At 41.4% G+C, this 18,126-nt stretch carries 15 protein-coding genes; 5 read left to right on the top strand and 10 right to left on the bottom strand.

Translation table 11 applies throughout. From position 1 onward, the window contains the following. The first annotated feature begins 103 nt into the window (after window positions 1-103). Window positions 104-634 (top strand): RNA methyltransferase, encoded by a 531-nt coding sequence (locus AC1XUO_RS02175; protein WP_483328114.1) that lies wholly within the window; start codon window positions 104-106, stop codon window positions 632-634. A gap of 128 nt (window positions 635-762) precedes the next feature. Here the strand turns inward: AC1XUO_RS02175 and AC1XUO_RS02170 are convergent, their stop codons facing one another. Next, window positions 763-1,224: a hypothetical protein gene (locus tag AC1XUO_RS02170; RefSeq protein ID WP_483328113.1), complete on the bottom strand. Its 462-nt coding sequence runs from the start codon at window positions 1,222-1,224 to the stop codon at window positions 763-765. A gap of 139 nt (window positions 1,225-1,363) precedes the next feature. Between AC1XUO_RS02170 and AC1XUO_RS02165 the strand changes: the two genes are divergently transcribed. Then, window positions 1,364-3,052: a lamin tail domain-containing protein gene (locus AC1XUO_RS02165; RefSeq protein WP_483328112.1), complete on the top strand. Its 1,689-nt coding sequence runs from the start codon at window positions 1,364-1,366 to the stop codon at window positions 3,050-3,052. Window positions 3,053-3,056: 4 nt separating this feature from the next. On the opposite strand, the gene pgeF is transcribed toward AC1XUO_RS02165, so the two are convergent. Then, window positions 3,057-3,836: a peptidoglycan editing factor PgeF gene (pgeF, locus tag AC1XUO_RS02160; RefSeq protein ID WP_483328111.1), complete on the bottom strand. Its 780-nt coding sequence runs from the start codon at window positions 3,834-3,836 to the stop codon at window positions 3,057-3,059. A gap of 101 nt (window positions 3,837-3,937) precedes the next feature. Continuing rightward, window positions 3,938-4,453 (bottom strand): DinB family protein, encoded by a 516-nt coding sequence (locus AC1XUO_RS02155; RefSeq protein ID WP_483328110.1) that lies wholly within the window; start codon window positions 4,451-4,453, stop codon window positions 3,938-3,940. A gap of 173 nt (window positions 4,454-4,626) precedes the next feature. Here AC1XUO_RS02155 and AC1XUO_RS02150 point away from each other — a divergent pair, with 173 nt between their 5' ends. After that, window positions 4,627-5,859: a metallophosphoesterase family protein gene (locus tag AC1XUO_RS02150; protein ID WP_483328109.1), complete on the top strand. Its 1,233-nt coding sequence runs from the start codon at window positions 4,627-4,629 to the stop codon at window positions 5,857-5,859. A 45-nt stretch (window positions 5,860-5,904) separates the two neighbouring features. Here AC1XUO_RS02150 and AC1XUO_RS02145 read toward each other — a convergent pair whose 3' ends face one another. Further along, the gene (locus AC1XUO_RS02145; protein WP_483328108.1) at window positions 5,905-6,093 is read right to left on the bottom strand and encodes a hypothetical protein; all 189 of its coding nucleotides are present in this window, start codon (window positions 6,091-6,093) and stop codon (window positions 5,905-5,907) included. 224 nt (window positions 6,094-6,317) lie between these two features. Between AC1XUO_RS02145 and AC1XUO_RS02140 the strand changes: the two genes are divergently transcribed. Next, window positions 6,318-7,781, top strand: coding sequence for a gluconokinase (locus AC1XUO_RS02140; protein ID WP_483328107.1), 1,464 nt, complete (start codon window positions 6,318-6,320; stop codon window positions 7,779-7,781). Window positions 7,782-7,853: 72 nt separating this feature from the next. Here AC1XUO_RS02140 and AC1XUO_RS02135 read toward each other — a convergent pair whose 3' ends face one another. From AC1XUO_RS02135 to AC1XUO_RS02110, 6 genes are all read right to left on the bottom strand, one after another. Beyond that, window positions 7,854-8,279 carry a DoxX family protein gene (locus AC1XUO_RS02135; protein ID WP_483328106.1) on the bottom strand — a complete coding sequence of 142 codons (426 nt, stop codon included), beginning with the start codon at window positions 8,277-8,279 and terminating at the stop codon, window positions 7,854-7,856. A gap of 15 nt (window positions 8,280-8,294) precedes the next feature. Next, window positions 8,295-10,673 carry a TonB-dependent siderophore receptor gene (locus AC1XUO_RS02130; protein ID WP_483328105.1) on the bottom strand — a complete coding sequence of 793 codons (2,379 nt, stop codon included), beginning with the start codon at window positions 10,671-10,673 and terminating at the stop codon, window positions 8,295-8,297. Between the two features lie 487 nt (window positions 10,674-11,160). Then, window positions 11,161-11,568 carry a c-type cytochrome gene (locus AC1XUO_RS02125; RefSeq protein ID WP_483328104.1) on the bottom strand — a complete coding sequence of 136 codons (408 nt, stop codon included), beginning with the start codon at window positions 11,566-11,568 and terminating at the stop codon, window positions 11,161-11,163. 73 nt (window positions 11,569-11,641) lie between these two features. Further along, on the bottom strand, window positions 11,642-12,823 hold the full coding sequence (locus AC1XUO_RS02120; RefSeq protein ID WP_483328103.1) for a PQQ-dependent sugar dehydrogenase: 1,182 nt from the start codon (window positions 12,821-12,823) through the stop codon (window positions 11,642-11,644). Window positions 12,824-12,891: 68 nt separating this feature from the next. After that, complete coding sequence (locus AC1XUO_RS02115; RefSeq protein ID WP_483328102.1) at window positions 12,892-13,887, bottom strand: aldo/keto reductase; 996 nt, start codon at window positions 13,885-13,887, stop codon at window positions 12,892-12,894. A 166-nt stretch (window positions 13,888-14,053) separates the two neighbouring features. Beyond that, window positions 14,054-16,339, bottom strand: coding sequence for a GH92 family glycosyl hydrolase (locus AC1XUO_RS02110; RefSeq protein ID WP_483328101.1), 2,286 nt, complete (start codon window positions 16,337-16,339; stop codon window positions 14,054-14,056). A 364-nt stretch (window positions 16,340-16,703) separates the two neighbouring features. Here AC1XUO_RS02110 and hslU point away from each other — a divergent pair, with 364 nt between their 5' ends. Beyond that, a complete protein-coding gene (gene hslU, locus AC1XUO_RS02105) occupies window positions 16,704-18,101 on the top strand; it encodes an ATP-dependent protease ATPase subunit HslU (RefSeq protein ID WP_483328100.1) in 1,398 nt (465 codons plus the stop codon). Window positions 18,102-18,126: the final 25 nt, after the last annotated feature.

Here is an 18,126-nt window from a genome sequence, read left to right as displayed (position 1 = left end):
ATGGTGCTAGATTCAAGCAAATTACCGTTGCAAATAGTTTTCGATGTTCTCTTAAATCATCGTAGGTTTGTCGACAAACATATAAAGTAAAGAGACAAAATTTATGCGAAAACTCCTTATTGAGGAAATGAACCGGTTGTCAATAGACGAGTTCAAAGAGTCAGACAAATTTCCTTTTGTTATCGTGTTGGACAATATCAGAAGTCTGAACAATGTTGGGTCATTTTTTAGAACTGCTGATGCGTTCCGGGCCAGAAAATTGATCCTATGCGGATATACGCAAAATCCACCGCATCGGGATATTACAAAAAGTGCGCTGGGTGCAGAAAATTCAGTAGTCTGGGAGAAGGAAGAAAGTGCTTTGTCTGCTGTAGAGAAACTCAGGAAAGAGGGATATAAAATTTTGTCGGTCGAGCAGGCAGAAGGGAGTACGTTGCTGCAGAATTTCGAACCTGAACTAAATATCCCGTATGCTTTTGTATTTGGGAACGAAGTTGAAGGAGTATCGGATGACGTAATTGCTGTATCAGACGGATGCATTGAGATTCCTCAATTTGGTACCAAACATTCTTTCAATGTATCTGTTTCAGCTGGGATTGTATTATGGGCATTTGTAAGTAAAAATTTAACATAAAAATAACACCATTTATTTGTTCATGTCAAATTAATAGACGGTATTTGTAGGTTAAAAGATAAGGACGTATTTCGCTTAATAAAGTGCTGAAATTAAGAAAATTAGCAGCGTTATTCGTCTTTTCTTATTTATCTAAATAATTTTTGTCTTATGAAATCCGCAACAAAAAAACTTAGTTCTGAAATCGCAGAAACATTGGTTGTAAAACTAGACTCAGTATCGGCTGATTCTAAAAAAATAAAGAAATCGATTGAAAAGGCAGCCGCCAAGCTGGCTAAGAAAGTTTCTAAATTCGTAAAGGATGAAGAAAAGAGAAAAATAAAAGAAGCTAAGAGTGCGGAGAAAAAGGCAAAATCACCTAAAAAGGAATCAAAAAAAGAAAAAAAACAAGCTGACAAAAGCGCGAAACTCGCTAATCTTGTAGCTTCGGCGGCTTCTAAACCTGCTGCAACTCCTCCTGTGAAATCAGCTGCGCCAAAGGCTGCTCCATCGGTAAAAACATCAGCGAAACCGGCCGTGGCTGCACCAAAAGCAAATGTTGAAGCTCCTGCCGCATCAGAAGAAAGCAAATAATAGAATATTCGGGACATCAATTGTCAGGAAATCAATTCAACTCTTACCGGGGTTGAATTTTTTGTTTTTATACTTCATCAAAAGCAAACTGAATCCGGTTACTCAAATCAGCTTTTTTCGTATCACTATTATCAATGATTTAAAAATGATATGGTGATGGATTTTCTCAGGGTTTTATTTTTTTGTATCCTGGCAGCTCTTCAAACAATATGTCACGGACAGAATTATAGCAACATCGTGATCAGCGAAATTATGGCTGATCCGAGTCCGGCGGTTGGCTTGCCGGAGGTAGAGTATATTGAAATTTACAACCGTTCGCAGGAGCCGATCAATCTTGAAAACTGGACTTTAATAATCGGGACCAGATCTGTACCATTTCCTGATTCAATCATTCTGCCGGGAATATTTTACATTGTTTGTGGTCAGGCAGGTTATAACATGATAAAAAATTACGACCATGTAATCCCGGTAGGTTCTCTTATACTGCCAAATGAAACCGCGACGCTTTCTCTATTTAACCGGACCAAGACATTAATTTTTTCTATCACTTATAACCTGAAATGGTGGGACGAAAATAAGAGAAATGGAGGCTATGCGATCGAAATGATTGACTTACTGAATCCTTGTGGAGAAGATGAAAATTGGAAAACTTCAATAGATATCAGTGGCGGCACGCCAGGAAAACCAAATAGTGTGAGAGGTAATGCCATTGATAACTCCCCTCCCGAAATTGAAAGAATTGATATTATTTCGACACAAGAGTTACGGATGATCTTCAATGACAAATTAGACAGCCTGAATGCGGTCTCCGGTGCACAGATTGAGGTCGAAGGAAGACAAATATTGGCTAGAAAACTTGAATCGCCAATATTTAAAAATCTGGTTTTAACACTAAGTTCACCACTTATTGCCGGCGCTGGGTATGCTGTCTCAATCAGTAATCTGGCGGATTGTTCCGGGAATATTTTACGAAAAACCGAACTCACCATTGGCCTTCCCGGTAAAGCAGATTCTGGTGACGTGGTGTTAAATGAAATTCTGTTTAATCCACCAGACAACGGAGTCGATTTTGTTGAAATTTATAATACATCGAGCAAATTTATCAGTTTAAAAAACTGGTCAATTGGTAACATAAAGGCCGGACTGCCGGACGTTTTCAGAACTATAACTCACGAAAATTTTATTCTGGCACCTCATACCTATCTCGCAATAAGCACAGATACGCGCCGGACGAAGGATGCATATCCATCGGGTAAAACCGGAAAATTTTTCCAAATTGATGCGTTACCCCCTTTTTCAAACACCGCTGGCGGAGTGATGCTGCGTGATAGTTCAAATGCAATTTTTGATCGTTTTGATTATTCAGAAACGATGCACGATCCGCTGATCACTGACCCAAAAGGCGTTTCGCTGGAAAAAAAGGATGTGCTCGTTTCTTCCCAACTTACGGATAATTGGCATTCGGCGGCTTCGACGTCAGGAAACGCAACTCCCGGTTATATGAATTCGCAGATGAAACCGGAAACAAATGAAAGTACGTTTCTTGTGGAGCCCGAAGCATTCATCCCCGGAAACAATGGTATGGATGATTTTGCCAGAATAATTTACAAGTTGTCCACAGCGGGTGAAACAGCTACCATAAGAATTTACAATATCGCCGGTCGTTTGATTAAAAATCTGGTCAGAAATCAGCTCATTGGTACCTCTGGTGAAATCAGTTGGGATGGTACCAATGAAAATGGTAACCTTGTGGATACCGGGTATTACCTGATTCTGATCGATACTTTTAACACAAGCGGACAAGCCCGTCAATTTAAACTGAAAGTTGTCGTTCTGAAAAAATAAATTTTTAAGATTGAGAAGACATACCAATGGTAGCCAACAAACGTCCTGTTAATCCTTTTTCCTTTCTGTAAGAAAAATAATCTTCATTGTTCAATACGGTTGAATAAGGTGAAATCTCAATATTTTCCTTTTTCATCCCGGCTTCAATAAGCTGATCACGATTTGCAGATTTTAAATCCACAAAGAACTTATTTTTCTGGTCATCCCGGCGTTTGTAGACTGACTGAAAATTACCTGCTACGTCTTCATCAACTTCAAAGGAACATTCATCAATACAGGTACCGACAAAAGCCAGACAATCGGACGGATTCGTACCGTATTCTTTTTTAAGTAATTCAACCGTATTAGAAACAATTTGCGAAACAGTACCTTTCCACCCGGCATGTATGGCTGCAACGGCCTTTTTTACCGGATCATAAATTAAAACGGGCGTGCAATCCGCAATGGTCACAGACAGCTGAATATCAGGAATATTTGTAATTAATGCATCAAAACCCTCGAATCGCCCAGGTTCGGTAACGATGAGAATCTCGGCCCCATGAACCTGATGAGATTTGGCGACCTGACTAGGTTCTATGCCGAGTGCCTCAAAAAAACGCTTATTATTTTCCGCGACATTTTCAGGGTTATCCGTTGTCGAGCCGCCGAGATTCAGTGAATTATAGGGAGAAAGACTGACGCCGCCATGACGCGTGCTTTCTCCGGAAATGAGATTTGATACACTTGAAAAAATATCGGGAATACGATACAACGGCTTTTTGCCTGAATTTGGCTGGTCTTTCACACTAAAACTTTTAAAAATTACGCTTACTTGTTATGCGCAAAAATAAAACAACTCCACCATGAATGAACACAGCGGAGTTGTTTTTATTGTCCTTGAGTTGTCTAGAACAACATTTCCTGTGGTGGTTTTACGCCTTTCATCCGGATGTAAACCGTTGTCTGTCCGCGGTGATGTGTCTGATGTTCAAAAGCTTTTTCGAATGCAGTACCTATTTTAGCAGGCTGGCCAAATACTTTGATATCCTTTCCAAGGTCTGCGTCGTTTGTAGCTTTTAACGAGTTGATGACAAAATCATAACTTTCTAAGGTCGCTTTCTCAATAGCTGCCTTGGATTGATCCGCCATTTTTTCAACCGAACCGGTAAATGGACTGGTTTTGCTCGTTGCAGCTGCTGCGAAAGCAAAGTTTGCGTCTGCAATATGACCCATTTGTTGAGCAAAAGAGCGAATTTCAGGGTTTGGCTTGTAAGCATACCCATCCTCTGGCATTGCATCAAGATAAGCCTTGGTATAGATTTTTGCTCTTTCCCAGTCAGTAATCATTTTTGCAGTAGTAACCTGAGCGAACAACGCCTGTGTTGTCAACAACATCATGGCGGAAAGTAATAGTTTTTTCATCTTGGGCTGATTTTAAATTAGTTATCTGATTGGAAATTACGGTATACTTAATTTGATTTCAAAATTATGATTACCTATTTATCCAACGGACAAGAAATAATGAGGCAGTCCGGCGTATATTGGTGTGATTATTGTGTGATAATTTTATTTAAAGGGCAAGAAGATTAGTATAAATGAAGGAATCAGCCGAAGAGCGAGCAAAAAAATATTTAACACTAGGGCATAGCGAAGCAGAAAATCATGCAAAAACGCAGCTTGAACTTTACGAAAAACATGTTCAGGACAAGTCATCTGTTACGCGTGTCATTTCTGAGTTTTTTAAAAGAAACCTGATCGGTTTTGCCTGGCATTATCTGAAAAGCCGATTCGGTAAAAGGCATCCTTATCAGGCCTATCCAAGAAATGGAGACAGCGGAGTTTATCCTTTGCAATCTTCCGTTCCGAGCAGAGAGGAGATCACTGTTGCTTTGCTTTCAGACTGGGCCAGCGATACGGAAGAATCTGACAGGGTCGCGCATTTGACTGCCCGATATGCTCCTGATTATACCATTCACATGGGTGATATCTACTTTGTAGGTACGCCAAAAGAAATTGAAGAAAACTTCACCGCCCCTTATTCGTCCTGGTATTATGGCGCATCCGGGAGTCTGGCTTTGTCTGGCAATCATGAAATGTATTCAAATGGCAATGCTTATTTTCAACATCTGTTGCCGGCGATGTATGCGCAGGTAGGGGAAACCAGGAAAACGCAGCAGGCGGGGTTTTTCTGTCTTGAAAATGAACATTGGAGAATAATTGGTATTGATACCGGCTATACATCCGTTAGCCGTCCGTTTTTAGAAATTATTTCACCACCCGATTGTCACCTGAGAAAAGAGCAGGTTGACTGGCTGCGTGATGTGGTCAAGCTTGGTGACCTTGCGGACAAAAGAGGGTTGGTTTTCGTCAGCCATCATCCATACATTTCTGCTTTTCGCGAAGAATATAACAGGCCAGGAGAACAGATTCGTGAAATTCTGGGTCAGTCTGATCGACCGGTTATCTGGTTTTGGGGCCATGACCACCGTCTGGTTGTTTACAATAAAGCAGTAAATGGTAAAGGACCCGAAGTTTATGGCCGTTGCCTTGGACATGGCGGTCTGCCGGTAGAATTAAAAATGCCGGACAAAGTTGAGGATCTTGAAAAAATTCATTTGTATGACAGGAGAGTCAGAACGGAATTGGCTGGTCACCAACTGGGATATAACGGTTTTGTGCTATTGAAACTCAATGACGATAAACTTGTCGCTGAGTATCGGGACCTGGAAGATACCTGTGTCTTAGAAGAGGCGTGGAGCGTAAACAAGCAAAACGGCCAACTAGACTGGAACATTGTGAATGTTCTGCCCGAATTGGCCGTTCGTTGATGTTATATTTTTATTCTCAGTTCGAACCAGGAATAAAGGAAAAAATCAATGTCCGTCTGCGGAATGATCGGTATAAAATGCAGCAAATGTTACTACAAGACCTATAAGCCCAAGAATAAATACGAAAAGGTCTCCAAATACCGCAAGGATAATTACCAACAATAAAAATATGGTGATGGATACTGCAAGAGAAGCTCCTTCTGGTTTGTTATGTACGTGTCCGTCGTTAGTCATGGTTCAATGGAAATTTGAATAGTATTATTTTACTGGTGCGAAAATAATAAAAAATAATGAATGGTAGTAAACATTGTCCGAAGAAGCACCTGATTTTTCGGAACATTTAATTACTTATACTGTTTGAAAAGAGTATATTGATCATTGTAATGAATATTTTTAGTGCGTAAGTCATTATATGATACATTTGTCAGTTAATAAAGTTCAATCCATGCCCCTTCGAAATGTCTTTTATAATCGGATGTGATATAGGTACTACCAATGTTAAAGTCACTGCTTTTGACTCAGATTCAGCAGGGATTCTTACTTCTCATAGTGAAGGTTATGAAATGATTCATCCACAGCCAGGTTGGAGTGAGCAGGACCCGGACGAGATTTACAGAGCAGTGTGTAACGCTATCAGAGAAGTTAGTAAGTCTTGCGAATTGCAGGGACAACCTCTTGGAATTTGCTTCAGCTCTGCGATGCATAGTATTTTATGTATTGATAAAAACGGAAAAAACCGTTCTAATCTGATTATCTGGGCCGATAACAGAAGTGCTGATATTGCTGAAAAATTGAAGTCATCTGCAGCCGGGAAGAAGATGTATCAGCATAATGGAACACCGATCCATGCGATGACGCCATCATGCAAATTGATCTGGCTGAAAGAAAACCAGAAAGATGTTTTTGAAAACACAGACAAATTTATCGGTATCAAGGAGTATATAATTTTCAAATTAACGGGTCAGTTTGTTATTGATTATTCCATCGCTTCCGCTACCGGATTGTTTAATATCACGGATAAAAAGTGGGACGAGTGGACCTTGAAGAAAATTGGACTTGATGAAAATAAACTGTCAAAGGCAGTTTCCCCATACCATATAGAAAAGCTGCCTGAAAAAAATGATTTTAAACTGCCAGCTGGAACTCCATTAATTATGGGCGCCAGTGACGGCTGTTTGGCGAATTTAGGGAGCGGCGCAATCTCAAAAGGCACAATGGCAATAACCATCGGAACCAGCGGAGCGGCAAGAACCTGCTCGGACGTGCCTTTTTTAGAAGAGAAGATGCGAACTTTTTGTTACATTCTCGACGAGGATACTTATGTAGTAGGAGGGCCTTCCAATAGTGGAGCCGTAGTGTTTGAATGGATGAAAGATAATTTTTATCCCGAAAGTGATTACAATGAAATATTTGATGCTGCTTCAAAAATAGACCCCGGATCAGATGGACTTTTGTTTTTTCCCTATCTTTTAGGAGAACGTGCGCCGCTTTGGAGTTCTGCCGTTCGCGGTGGATTTCTGGGTTTGGATATTCAACATACCAAGTCACATTTCGCCAGAGCAGTGATGGAAGGTATCCATCTCAATCTTTATAGTATCGGGAAAATACTGCTGGAAAAACAAAAGATTAAAAGGATATTTGCAAACGGAGGTTTTGCGCAGAGTCAGGTTTGGGTTCAGATGCTGGCAGATATTTTCGGAATAGAAGTCGCGCTAAACGATACGGTTGATACGGGAACCGTTGGTGCTGCCATGATGGGATTAAAAGCTTTGGGATTCGCAAAGGAATTATCCGACCTGAATTATTTCACCCCTGTCAGTACTGTTTTTGAACCGAAAAAAGAGGTTCATAACCAATATATTGAGGTTTATAACAAGTTTTATACATCGGTAGAGGGGATTTTAATTCACGCAGAAAAATAGCGCGCGACCATCGCGCACTATTTTCTGCGTGCCTGATAAAATCTCTTGATTAGATTTAACTGGATAAGTACCTCAGAATCTTTGTTTGGATGAAATGGAGGCATCAACACTGAATTTTCCAGGTCCTACTAGAAGGATAACGATGTATACCAATAAGTAAGAAAATCCTCCGTAACCTTTACCAAACACATCTCCGTCATGGGCAAGGAAGGTGATCACAATCGCAGTAACGATAAGTGGAATGGTTGCAGCGCGCGTGAAAAGACCAAGAACCAGCAAGGCGGAGCAAATCAACTCTGCAAAAATTGCCAATACCAGTGAAGTTGCCGGGCCAAGTCCCATGAAATCCATGAAGTCATTCTGTTTTTCATCGAAGGAAACAAACTTCGCATATCCATGTGGAATCATCAAAATCCCAAATCCAAGACGAAGTATAAGCATTGAAATATCGAAGGAGCTTTTTTTGTAAGAAATGTCGAATAGTGACTGATAACGCATACGATCGGGTTTGTTTTAAAATTTGTAAGAAACGCTGAGACGGTAATTCCTTGGCGCCTCTGTCTGCCAGTTGTAAGCATTAAGATAGGTATAATAACCGCCGCTATATAAATATTTATCAAGTATATTGAATACGTTAAGCGTAAATTTAATTTTGTCTTTTTCCCAGAAAACTCCACCGTCCAGTTTAAAGTAATTTGGCAGATTCATTTCAGTATTTGTCGAACTCCAATTGGACATAGCTCTGTCAACCAGGTAGGTGAAGCCGCCTGAGATACCGGCTCCCTGTAAGACACCTTTCTGAACTTTGTAGCTAAGCCAGCTATTCACTGTATGCTTTGCAAAACCAGGTACCACGTCTCCTTTGGTAATTGAAGTGACGCCTTCGGTAACTTTTGTTATTTCTGAATCCGTATAGGCATAATTTGCTGTCAGGTTCAGTCCTCTTACAATTGTTCCTCTCAAATCGAATTCAATTCCCTGTGCTCTTTTTTGACCGAGAACGATGCTCAATCCTGAATTCACAGGTGCATTTGGATCCGGGGTCAACTCGTTGTTTTTTAATATCCGGTAGAAGGATACTGTAGTATTCCACGCGCCTTCAGCCCAATCTTTTTTAATTCCGAATTCTGTATTATTCCCGGTTATTGGTTTAACACTTCCGAAGGCTAATCTGCCTGATTGCGGAAGAAAGGCCTGGTCGTAAAGTGCATAGACAGAAGTCTGTTTATCAATGGAAACGCTCAATCCAATACGGGGCGTGAAGTGTTTTGCTGTCTGCGGCGTGCCACCCCATGACGACTGACTTACATAGGTGTAACGACCGGCAAGTGTCAATCTGATTTTGTTTTCCAGAAAAGACAGTTCATCCTGTGCATAAATCCCGGTATATTTCTGGTCCATCATACCACCAGCCTGCACTGCTCTGGCTTCAAGACCGGTCGTGCGGTCAAAAGAAGGAAATCCATTTACCGGAATTCCGTAGTTTGGACTGACAGGATTGAACTCCTTACCCGTCGAATCAAGTGCATGAGATTGTCCCCAATCTGCCAGGTAATCTTTGGTGCCGATATCAAGCCCGCCTAAAATTCGGTGTGTTATACCACCGGTTGTTACCTTGCCATTGACAAACGCCTGAGCCAACGTCATTTCACTTTTTGCATCCCAGATGCTAACCGATCGAATCATGGTTCCATCCGGATTAACCCTGGATGGCCACATACTGGAACCTCTCTGCTGATAATTAAAATAGGCAGCCTGGACTGTTACTTTCCAATCGTCATTTAGTTGGTGCTGTAAATTCAGGAATAAACTTTGGTCCTTAATTTTAGTAGGTTCCAGTCCCGGAGGCATAGTCGTAAAATCTACCGGCAAAGTGGCATACCCCTTTGGTGAGAAAATATAATATGATCCAACATTAGTCATTTTGGCATACTGCATGGTATACTCAGCAGTCAATTTAGTTTTGTCGTCGATCTGATAGGAGATAACTGGAGCAACGCTGTAACGGTCGTTATACTCATAGGGCCTATGCGAATTTTTATTCTGGCCAGCCAGGTTCAAACGGTACAAAAGTTTTCCGCTCTTGTTTAGTTTTCCGTCAAGGTCCAGTGTTGTGCGATACAGTCCATAACTTCCCATGGTAAACGAAGCTTCTCCTTTGGTGTCTCCAGTAGGTTTTTTTGTAACCACATTGTAGAGACCGCTTGGGTCTCCATTTGCGAGCATAAACCCGGCTGGCCCTTTTACAAATTCTATGTGATCGACAAAACTCATATCTTCTGTCAGCGGCCCCCAGAAAGAGCTTACCACGTTAAAACCATTTCTAAATGCCTGGATTTGTGAGCCGCGCATGGTAATATTCGCATAGAGATCTCCCCAGTGCTCCAATCTAGCTGCACCGCTGACGTTTCGGATCAAGCCATCACTCATACTGATCACCTGCTGGTCAGCCAATATTTTTGACGTTACAACCTGAATATTCTGCGGTGTTTCCTGAATAGGTGTCATAAGGCGGAGACTCGACGAAACCTCGTTTGTCTTATATTGACTTGCGTCTTTAATAACAACTTCAGAAAGCTGATTCGCTGTTTCGCTTAGTATGAAATTGATTTCAGAAGTCTGTCCTTCAATGACTTCAACTTCTTTTTGCAATGTTTCCAGTCCGACATAACTCGCCAGAACAGTATAGGTGCCAGCCTTCACTTTATTTATTGAAAAATCGCCGTTCTCATTGGAAATAGCACCAATTTTAGTGTCTTTTATCCCAACGGATACATGTTGCGCTGGTTTTCCGTCAGAGGAGGTAATCTGCCCCTTAATATTTCCTGTTTGTGCTTGTGAAATACTTGCTGCCATAAGCACAGAGCATACGATCAGATAAATTTTTTTCATTTTATTCAGTAACTATTTTGCGTGTAAAAATCTTTTATCCAAACAATTCCCATTCAATTGCTGATCACAGGTGAAACGCATCTGATAACAGTTATTCTGAATATTACTATTTAGACTTATTTCAAGTAGCGGCAAAAGTAGACATGGATTCTATACGGCGCAAGTATTTATTTAGAATGTTTAAAAATAAATATTCTAACCTAAATTTATACCACAAATAGAAGGTGGCTTCGTACTTTACGTTAAATAAAATGCAGTGTTATGATGTACAGAAGGGGTTTTGTAAAGATGAAGGAGAAGAATTGAAAGGGGTAAATCCGGATCGATTATCTTGTATGTTACCAACGAGATTGTTGTAAGGTTTTGGAGTCAATTTTTTTTGAATAGAAGATAAGTTCTAGTTCGGAATAGGTAATTAAATCTTTTATGAAAAACAGAAAGTCCAGGTAATGACCCGGACTTTCTGCTTTTTTATTTTACATATTTCTTACTTTTCCTTAATCGCCTCCACCATCTTTTTCGTTACCATTTTCTTATCAGAAGAATTGCCCCATGCATTTAAAATGTAGTTCATCACATCTGCAACTTCCTCATTGTCGAGGCCGGGCGCTGGCATTTGATTATCAAACTCGGCGCCATTCACTATAATTTTTCCTTGTAAACCATACTTGATCGCGTGAATTGCCTTTTCGGGTGTTTTGGTCAAATAGTCGGCTTTTGCCAGGGGCGGAAAAGTTTCCGGAACACCTTCTCCCGCACCCATGTGACAGGTAATACAGTTTTCAGCGTAAATTCCTTTTCCTCGTGCGATGCTTTTTTCCAGCTCGTCGTCTTGCTGTGGGAAAACGGCTGAACAAAAAATAACGCCTGAAAGGAGCAGTATTAATGATTTCATGATGAATAATTGCCTTGATAATAATGAATAAAGGCCTTACTAATCGGATTGGTAAACCTTTACAATGATTTAATTATGCCTTTGGACTGATGCGGACGATCTTGCCAGAGTTTTCCAGAACTACATAAATATTTCCGTCCGGTCCCTGACGAACATCACGAACGCGGCCCAGTTTTTCAAAAATAATCTCTCTGCTTAATACTTTATTACCTTTTACCTTTAAATGTTGGAGGTAAGCAAATTTCAAAGAACCAACGATTAAGTCGCCGTTCCAGTCTTTAAACTTCGGATTTGTCACGAAAGTAATTCCACATGGAGCGATTGACGGACGCCAGTAAAGGACTGGCTGTTCCAGTCCTGCGCGTGCAGTATCTTTTGAAATGATACTGTTATCATAATCGATACCAAAAGTGATTAACGGCCAACCGTAATTTTTTCCTTTTTCAACGATATTCAATTCATCGCCGCCTTGCGGGCCATGCTCGTGTTCCCAGATAACGCCGGTTGTTGGATGAATGACCATTCCCTGCGGATTGCGGTGTCCGTATGTCCAGATTTCAGGTCTGGCGCCTTCGGTTTTTACAAATGGATTGTCGGTAGGGATTTTTCCATCTTCATGCAAACGAACCACTTTCCCCTGGTCTTTGCTCAGGTTTTGTGAATTTTCCTTTTGTCCACGTTCGCCAAGAGAAAGGAATACATATCCTTTTTTATCAAAAACAATACGTCCACCGAAGTGAACATTGGCTTTCACATTGGGTATCGCCTTAAACAATGGCTGAATATCAGTTAATGCGTGATCTTTAAGTTTTGCGCGGAAAAGTGCTGTGTTGGCACCACCTTCATCACCTTCTTCGCCAGCTTGTTTCGGAGAGGAATAACTGATATAAATCCAGCCGTTTTTCGCGTAATCAGGATGAAGTACTACGTCAAGCAAACCGCCCTGGCCTTTATACATTACTTCCGGAACACCGGAAATTGGAGTTGGATCTAAAACGCCATTTTTTACCAGGCGCAATTTTCCGCTGCGCTCGGTAACCAAAAGCTCACCGGTTGGCAAAAATGCGGTAGCCCAAGGCATTGTCAGACCGGTGGCGACCGTATCAACTTTTAAATCTGATTCAGCAAAGCCGGCTTTTTTCTCTTCGCCAGACCCCGAGAAATTATAACTGGAAAGTCCGAGAGAAGTTAGTAAAATCATACTTACCAGTAGCAGCGGAACATTCTTTTTAAATGATAAAAAATTCGTTTTCATAAGTTCAGGATGAGAGACAATTTATTTGATGGGATAATGATCAAAGATAAGCATAACAATGCTGATTTTTATTTTACCAGTTCAAGTGCATCCAGTGCAGTTGAAATGAATTTTAATTCCTCCGTCGTCAAATTAATATCCATTGCCTTGGCATTCTGAACAGCCTGTTCTGCATCACGCGCACCAACAAGGGCAATTGTAATTCCCGGTTGCTCAACCGTCCAGCGGATGACGAGCTGTCCCAATGTTGCATTCTTCTCGTCTGCCAGCGGTTTTATTTTATCAAGAAATTCATTGACACGTTTCAGGTTTTCATCCTTATAGAAATAGATATCAGCGCGGTGATCGTCTGCCCCGAATTTATAACCTGGTTTCATTTTACCTGTCAACAAACCGCGCTCCAACGGGCTATATGCCAGAATTGACTTATTATGTTCGAGGCAATAAGGAACTGCGTCTCTCTCAATATCACGCTTCACCATACTATAAGGAACCTGGTCAGAAACCAGATTGATATGGTTGGAAGCTTCGCGCATCAGGTTTGCATCATAATTACAAACGCCGGCATGACGAACTTTCCCTTGTTTAATCAACTGAGAAACGGCTTCCATCGTTTCCGCTATCGGCGTTGTTTTGTCATGCCAGTGAATTTGGTATAGGTCAATATAGTCTGTACCAAGTCGTTTCAGGCTGTCCTCACATTCTTTGACGATACTGTCTTTGGCAGCGTATTTGTAAATGTCAATATCCTTTCCGTTGTTGTCTTTGCTGTGCATGGCCAGGTCACCTTTCGCCAGATCCCAGCGCATACCATATTTGGTCAGGATTTGCACCTTATCGCGCGGAATATCTTTGATTGCTTCGCCAACAATTTCCTCACTTAATCCCTGTCCGTATACCGGCGCAGTATCGATCGAAGTTACACCCACATCATACGAAGAGCGAATCGCTTTAACTGCCTCGCTGCGTTCTGTGCCGCCCCACATCCATCCACCAGCTGCCCAGGCGCCAAAAGTCACGACCGAAATTTGAAGATCTGAATGTCCTAGTTTTCTATAAAGCATAAAATTAAGTTTTCGTTTGATTAACGTGCTAAAACAACTATTCCACAGTTAGGGTAACACAGAGAACCCCAGAGCAAGAAAGAGGTACACAGAGTTTATTTAGAACAATCTCTGTGTACCTCTTCATTTTCTCTGTGGTTCTCTGTGTCACCTGTCTAACCTAAAACTACTTAGTTAGTGAGAACGGGACAACTTCCGGTTTCACTCCCCAGGCTTTCGACGGTTTGTCGGTCATATCGAATTGAAGTGTTCCTCCGTTTTGAATATCCTTGTGTTCGAGATAAACGTTCTGGTAAGACTTGCCATTCATCGTTGCGCCGTCCACATACATGTTCGCAGCGCTTGTTTTTGGCGATTCGATTGTGAATTTTTTCCCATCTTCCATCGTAATGGTTGCCTTTTTGAAAAGCGGAGATCCAATCACATACTGCGTCGTTCCGGGTGTAACAGGATAGAAACCAAGGGAAGAAAATACATACCAGGCCGAAGTTTGTCCGTTGTCTTCGTCACCGCAGTATCCGTCCGGTGTTGGCTGATATAATTTTTTCATCACCTGACGCAGCCAATATTGCGCTTTTGAAGGTGCGCCAGCATAGTTGTACAGGTAAATCATGTGCTGGATCGGCTGGTTGCCGTGCGCATAATTACCCATATTCATGATCTGCATTTCACGGATTTCATGGATCGGGAAACCATAATAGCTGTCGTCAAAAATCGGAGGCATTGTGAAAACTGAATCCAGTTTTTGAACAAAAGCTTCTCTGCCGCCCATCAAACCAACCAGGCCTTTTACGTCCTGAAAAACAGACCAGGTATAGTGAATGCTATTTCCCTCTGTAAACGCGTCTCCCCATTTGAACGGATTAAAAGGTGTCTGGAATTTTCCGTCCTCATTTTTACCACGCATCCATTTTGTTTTCGGATCAAAAAGATTTCGGTAATTCTGGCTCCTTTTCAGATATAGATCAATTTCAGTCTGAGGTTTTTTTAATTCTTTTGCCAATTGAGAAATACAGAAATCAGCATACGCATATTCCAAAGTACGGGCTGCGTTTTCGTTGATTTTAACATCGTAAGGAACATAACCTAATTTGTTGTAATAATCATGTCCAAAACGACCAACTGAACTTACAGGGCCGGCATTTTCTGTATTTTTAATAATCGCGGAATATAATTTCTCAATATCATAACCACGGATACCTTTCACGTAAGAATCGGTAATCAGGGATGCTGAATTGGACCCGATCATACAGTCGCGGTGGCCAGGACTTGCCCATTCAGGTAAAAATCCGCTTTCGTCATACGCATTTGCCAAACCTTCCATAATGTGGGCATTCAACGTCGGATACATTAATGTGAAATATGGGAAAACCGCACGGAATGTATCCCAGAACCCATTATCCGTAAACATATACCCCGGGCGAACCTCGCCATTGTAAGGACTGTAATGAACAACTTTTCCTTTTGCATCATATTCGTAGAACTTTCTCGGGAACAACAAAACGCGGTAGAGGCAGGAATAAAAAGTACGGATTTCGTCGATGTTATCGCCTTCAACCGTAATTCTTGAAAGCTCCTGGTTCCAGACCTTACGGCCTTTTTCCTGCGTTTCATCAAATGTGTCTTTGCCGAGTTCAGTAGTCAGGTTTCTTTCTGCCTGTTCATAACTTATGAAAGAAGAGGCTACTTTCAACCCGATTTTTTCACCCATTTTTGTTTCAAAACGAACCACAGCGCCTACGTGGTTTGCATTGATTTCAAGCGTATCTTTTGTGATCTTATACTTGCTCCATGCCGAAGAGAATTTGAAAGCCTTGTCAAAAACAAGCACGAAATAGTTCTTGAAATTGGCAGGCACGCCGCCGCTGTTTTTGGTCGTGTAACCAATGATTTTACGTTCCGAAGGAATGACTTTTACATAAGAACCTCTGTCGAAAGCATCCAGCAACACGTAAGAACTGTCTGATTTGGGGAATGTAAATCGGAACTGTGCGGCACGTTCAGTCGGCGCGATTTCTGTCGTTACATCGTAGTCAGCCAGGTATACTTTGTAATAATTTGGCTTAACAACTTCTGCTTTGTGTGAAAACCAGCTCGCACGGGCATTTTCTTCAATCTTCAAACTGGTCATGGGCATGATCGAAAACTGACCGTAATCGTTGATCCATGGACTTGGCTGGTGGGTTTGTTTGAAACCGCGGATTTTTTCGGCATCATACATATAACTCCATCCGTCTCCCATTTTTCCGGTTTGCGGCATCCAGAAATTCATGCCCCAGGGCAAGGCGATCGCAGGGTAGGTGTTGCCCGATGATAAACTGAACTTGGATTGTGTTCCCATCAGCGGATTAACATAATCAATCAGATTGGTTGTTGTCGGTACCATTTGGGCGAACAAATTCGCATGTGTCAGCAGGGTAAAAAAAGCGATACAGGAGATAATTTTTTTCATGTCAAGGGAAAATCCTTTTGAGTTTATGGTAAAAGAGAAGCAGTAATTGTGAACAGAGGCTAAATCCTTTTAGTGTTGTTTAAAGGAAGAACCTGCCGGACTATTTTAACGTTAACTGCTTTTTTCGGATGGCAATTTACTAAAAAGATTTACGCGCGATCATCGTCATGCGTTATTTCCTGTTGGTATCATTTTTTTAATCTTAGGATTGAAGGAAATGAAATTCAGGAAAGAATTTTATAATCAAAGTTTTAAACTGAAATGTTTAAGCTAATATGGAATATATTAGCAAGAAAATGCTTTTTCCTTCGTTCCAAGCAGATGTTTTGAAATTTATAGTTTAAAGTACCTTGATAATTCCATTATGACCGAACACTTAAATCGCCTTACTCCACGACAAATTGTCTTTGAACTGGACCAGTATATAATCGGACAAAATGACGCAAAACGTAATGTTGCCATTGCTTTGCGGAACAGGTGGAGGCGGATGAATAGTCCTGAGGATATCCAAAAAGAAATTATTCCAAACAATATTCTGATGATCGGGGCAACCGGGGTGGGTAAAACTGAAATTGCCCGTCGACTTGCAAAAATTGCAGATGCTCCATTTGTAAAAGTAGAAGCTTCAAAATTTACTGAAGTTGGATATGTAGGCCGCGATGTTGAAAGCATGGTGCGCGACCTCGTTGAGCAGGCCGTTGGGATGGTTCGTACCCAGAAAAAAGAAGAAGTAAAAATCAAGGCTGAACAGGCTGTTGAAGATATAATTCTGGATGCGCTTATACCACCGATCCACGGAAATAGTGTTGTAAAACCGCGCCCTGAAAATGCTGAATCAAATGGCGCCATTCCGGAAGATGATAACGAGCTGAACCAGCGTACGCGTGAACGTTTTCGTGATAAAATTCGCAACGGCGATCTGGATGACAGGAAAATTGAAATTGAGGTTCAACAAAACCAGTCCCCGAGTGTGGGCATGATTGGTGGTGCTATGGACGATATTTCGATGATGAACATTCAGGAAATGATCGGCAACATGGTTCCGCGACGTGGTAAGAAGCGGAAGGTAACCGTGGGAGAAGCCAAAAAACTTTTGCTTGATGAAGAGGCAGGAAAGCTGATCGATATGGATGAAGTGAAGTTGGAAGCCATTCAGAAAGCTGAAAATCTTGGTATCATCTTCATTGATGAAATTGATAAAGTCGCTTCGAGTCGTTCGGGTGGGAGTGGGCCTGATGTGAGCCGTGAAGGTGTTCAGCGCGATTTGCTTCCGATTGTGGAAGGCAGTGCGGTGAACACGAAACATGGTGTCATCAACACAGATCATATCTTATTTATCGCTGCCGGGGCATTTCACGTAGCGAAGCCATCCGATTTGATACCTGAATTACAGGGACGTTTTCCAATCCGTGTTGAGCTGAACAGTCTGACGGAAAGTGATTTTTACCAGATTTTGAAAACACCAAAAAACGCTTTGACAAAACAGTATGAAGCGATGATGGAAGCAGAAGGTGTTGACCTCCAGTTTGAGGATGGTGCGCTTCGTGAAATGGCGCGTATTGCTTTTGAGGTGAATAGCGAAGTTGAAAATATCGGTGCTCGTCGTTTGCAAACGGTGATGAGTTTGTTACTCAACGATTTTATGTTTGATATCCCGGACGTAATCGGACCGGATTCCAATATTGTCGTAACTGCTGATATGGTGAATGAAAAATTAGCGCATTTGATCAAAAACAGGGATTTAAGCCAGTTTATTCTGTAAAAAATCATTGTTAAATAAGAAAATC

This window comes from Dyadobacter sp. HNCC25DJ186, from assembly GCF_056895235.1.
This window is presented reverse-complemented; position numbering and strand designations above follow the sequence as displayed.

Excerpts from the sequence above, each read along its gene's own strand:
- AC1XUO_RS02175 (WP_483328114.1), top strand. The coding sequence starts at position 104 with ATGCGAAAACTCCTTATTGAGGAAATGAACCGGTTGTCAATAGACGAG.
- AC1XUO_RS02170 (WP_483328113.1), bottom strand. The coding sequence starts at position 1,224 with ATGTCCCGAATATTCTATTATTTGCTTTCTTCTGATGCGGCAGGAGCT.
- AC1XUO_RS02165 (WP_483328112.1), top strand. The coding sequence starts at position 1,364 with ATGGATTTTCTCAGGGTTTTATTTTTTTGTATCCTGGCAGCTCTTCAA.
- AC1XUO_RS02155 (WP_483328110.1), bottom strand. The coding sequence starts at position 4,453 with ATGAAAAAACTATTACTTTCCGCCATGATGTTGTTGACAACACAGGCG.
- AC1XUO_RS02150 (WP_483328109.1), top strand. The coding sequence starts at position 4,627 with ATGAAGGAATCAGCCGAAGAGCGAGCAAAAAAATATTTAACACTAGGG.
- AC1XUO_RS02145 (WP_483328108.1), bottom strand. The coding sequence starts at position 6,093 with ATGACTAACGACGGACACGTACATAACAAACCAGAAGGAGCTTCTCTT.
- AC1XUO_RS02140 (WP_483328107.1), top strand. The coding sequence starts at position 6,318 with ATGTCTTTTATAATCGGATGTGATATAGGTACTACCAATGTTAAAGTC.
- AC1XUO_RS02135 (WP_483328106.1), bottom strand. The coding sequence starts at position 8,279 with ATGCGTTATCAGTCACTATTCGACATTTCTTACAAAAAAAGCTCCTTC.
- AC1XUO_RS02130 (WP_483328105.1), bottom strand. The coding sequence starts at position 10,673 with ATGAAAAAAATTTATCTGATCGTATGCTCTGTGCTTATGGCAGCAAGT.
- AC1XUO_RS02125 (WP_483328104.1), bottom strand. The coding sequence starts at position 11,568 with ATGAAATCATTAATACTGCTCCTTTCAGGCGTTATTTTTTGTTCAGCC.
- AC1XUO_RS02120 (WP_483328103.1), bottom strand. The coding sequence starts at position 12,823 with ATGAAAACGAATTTTTTATCATTTAAAAAGAATGTTCCGCTGCTACTG.
- AC1XUO_RS02115 (WP_483328102.1), bottom strand. The coding sequence starts at position 13,887 with ATGCTTTATAGAAAACTAGGACATTCAGATCTTCAAATTTCGGTCGTG.
- AC1XUO_RS02110 (WP_483328101.1), bottom strand. The coding sequence starts at position 16,339 with ATGAAAAAAATTATCTCCTGTATCGCTTTTTTTACCCTGCTGACACAT.
- hslU (WP_483328100.1), top strand. The coding sequence starts at position 16,704 with ATGACCGAACACTTAAATCGCCTTACTCCACGACAAATTGTCTTTGAA.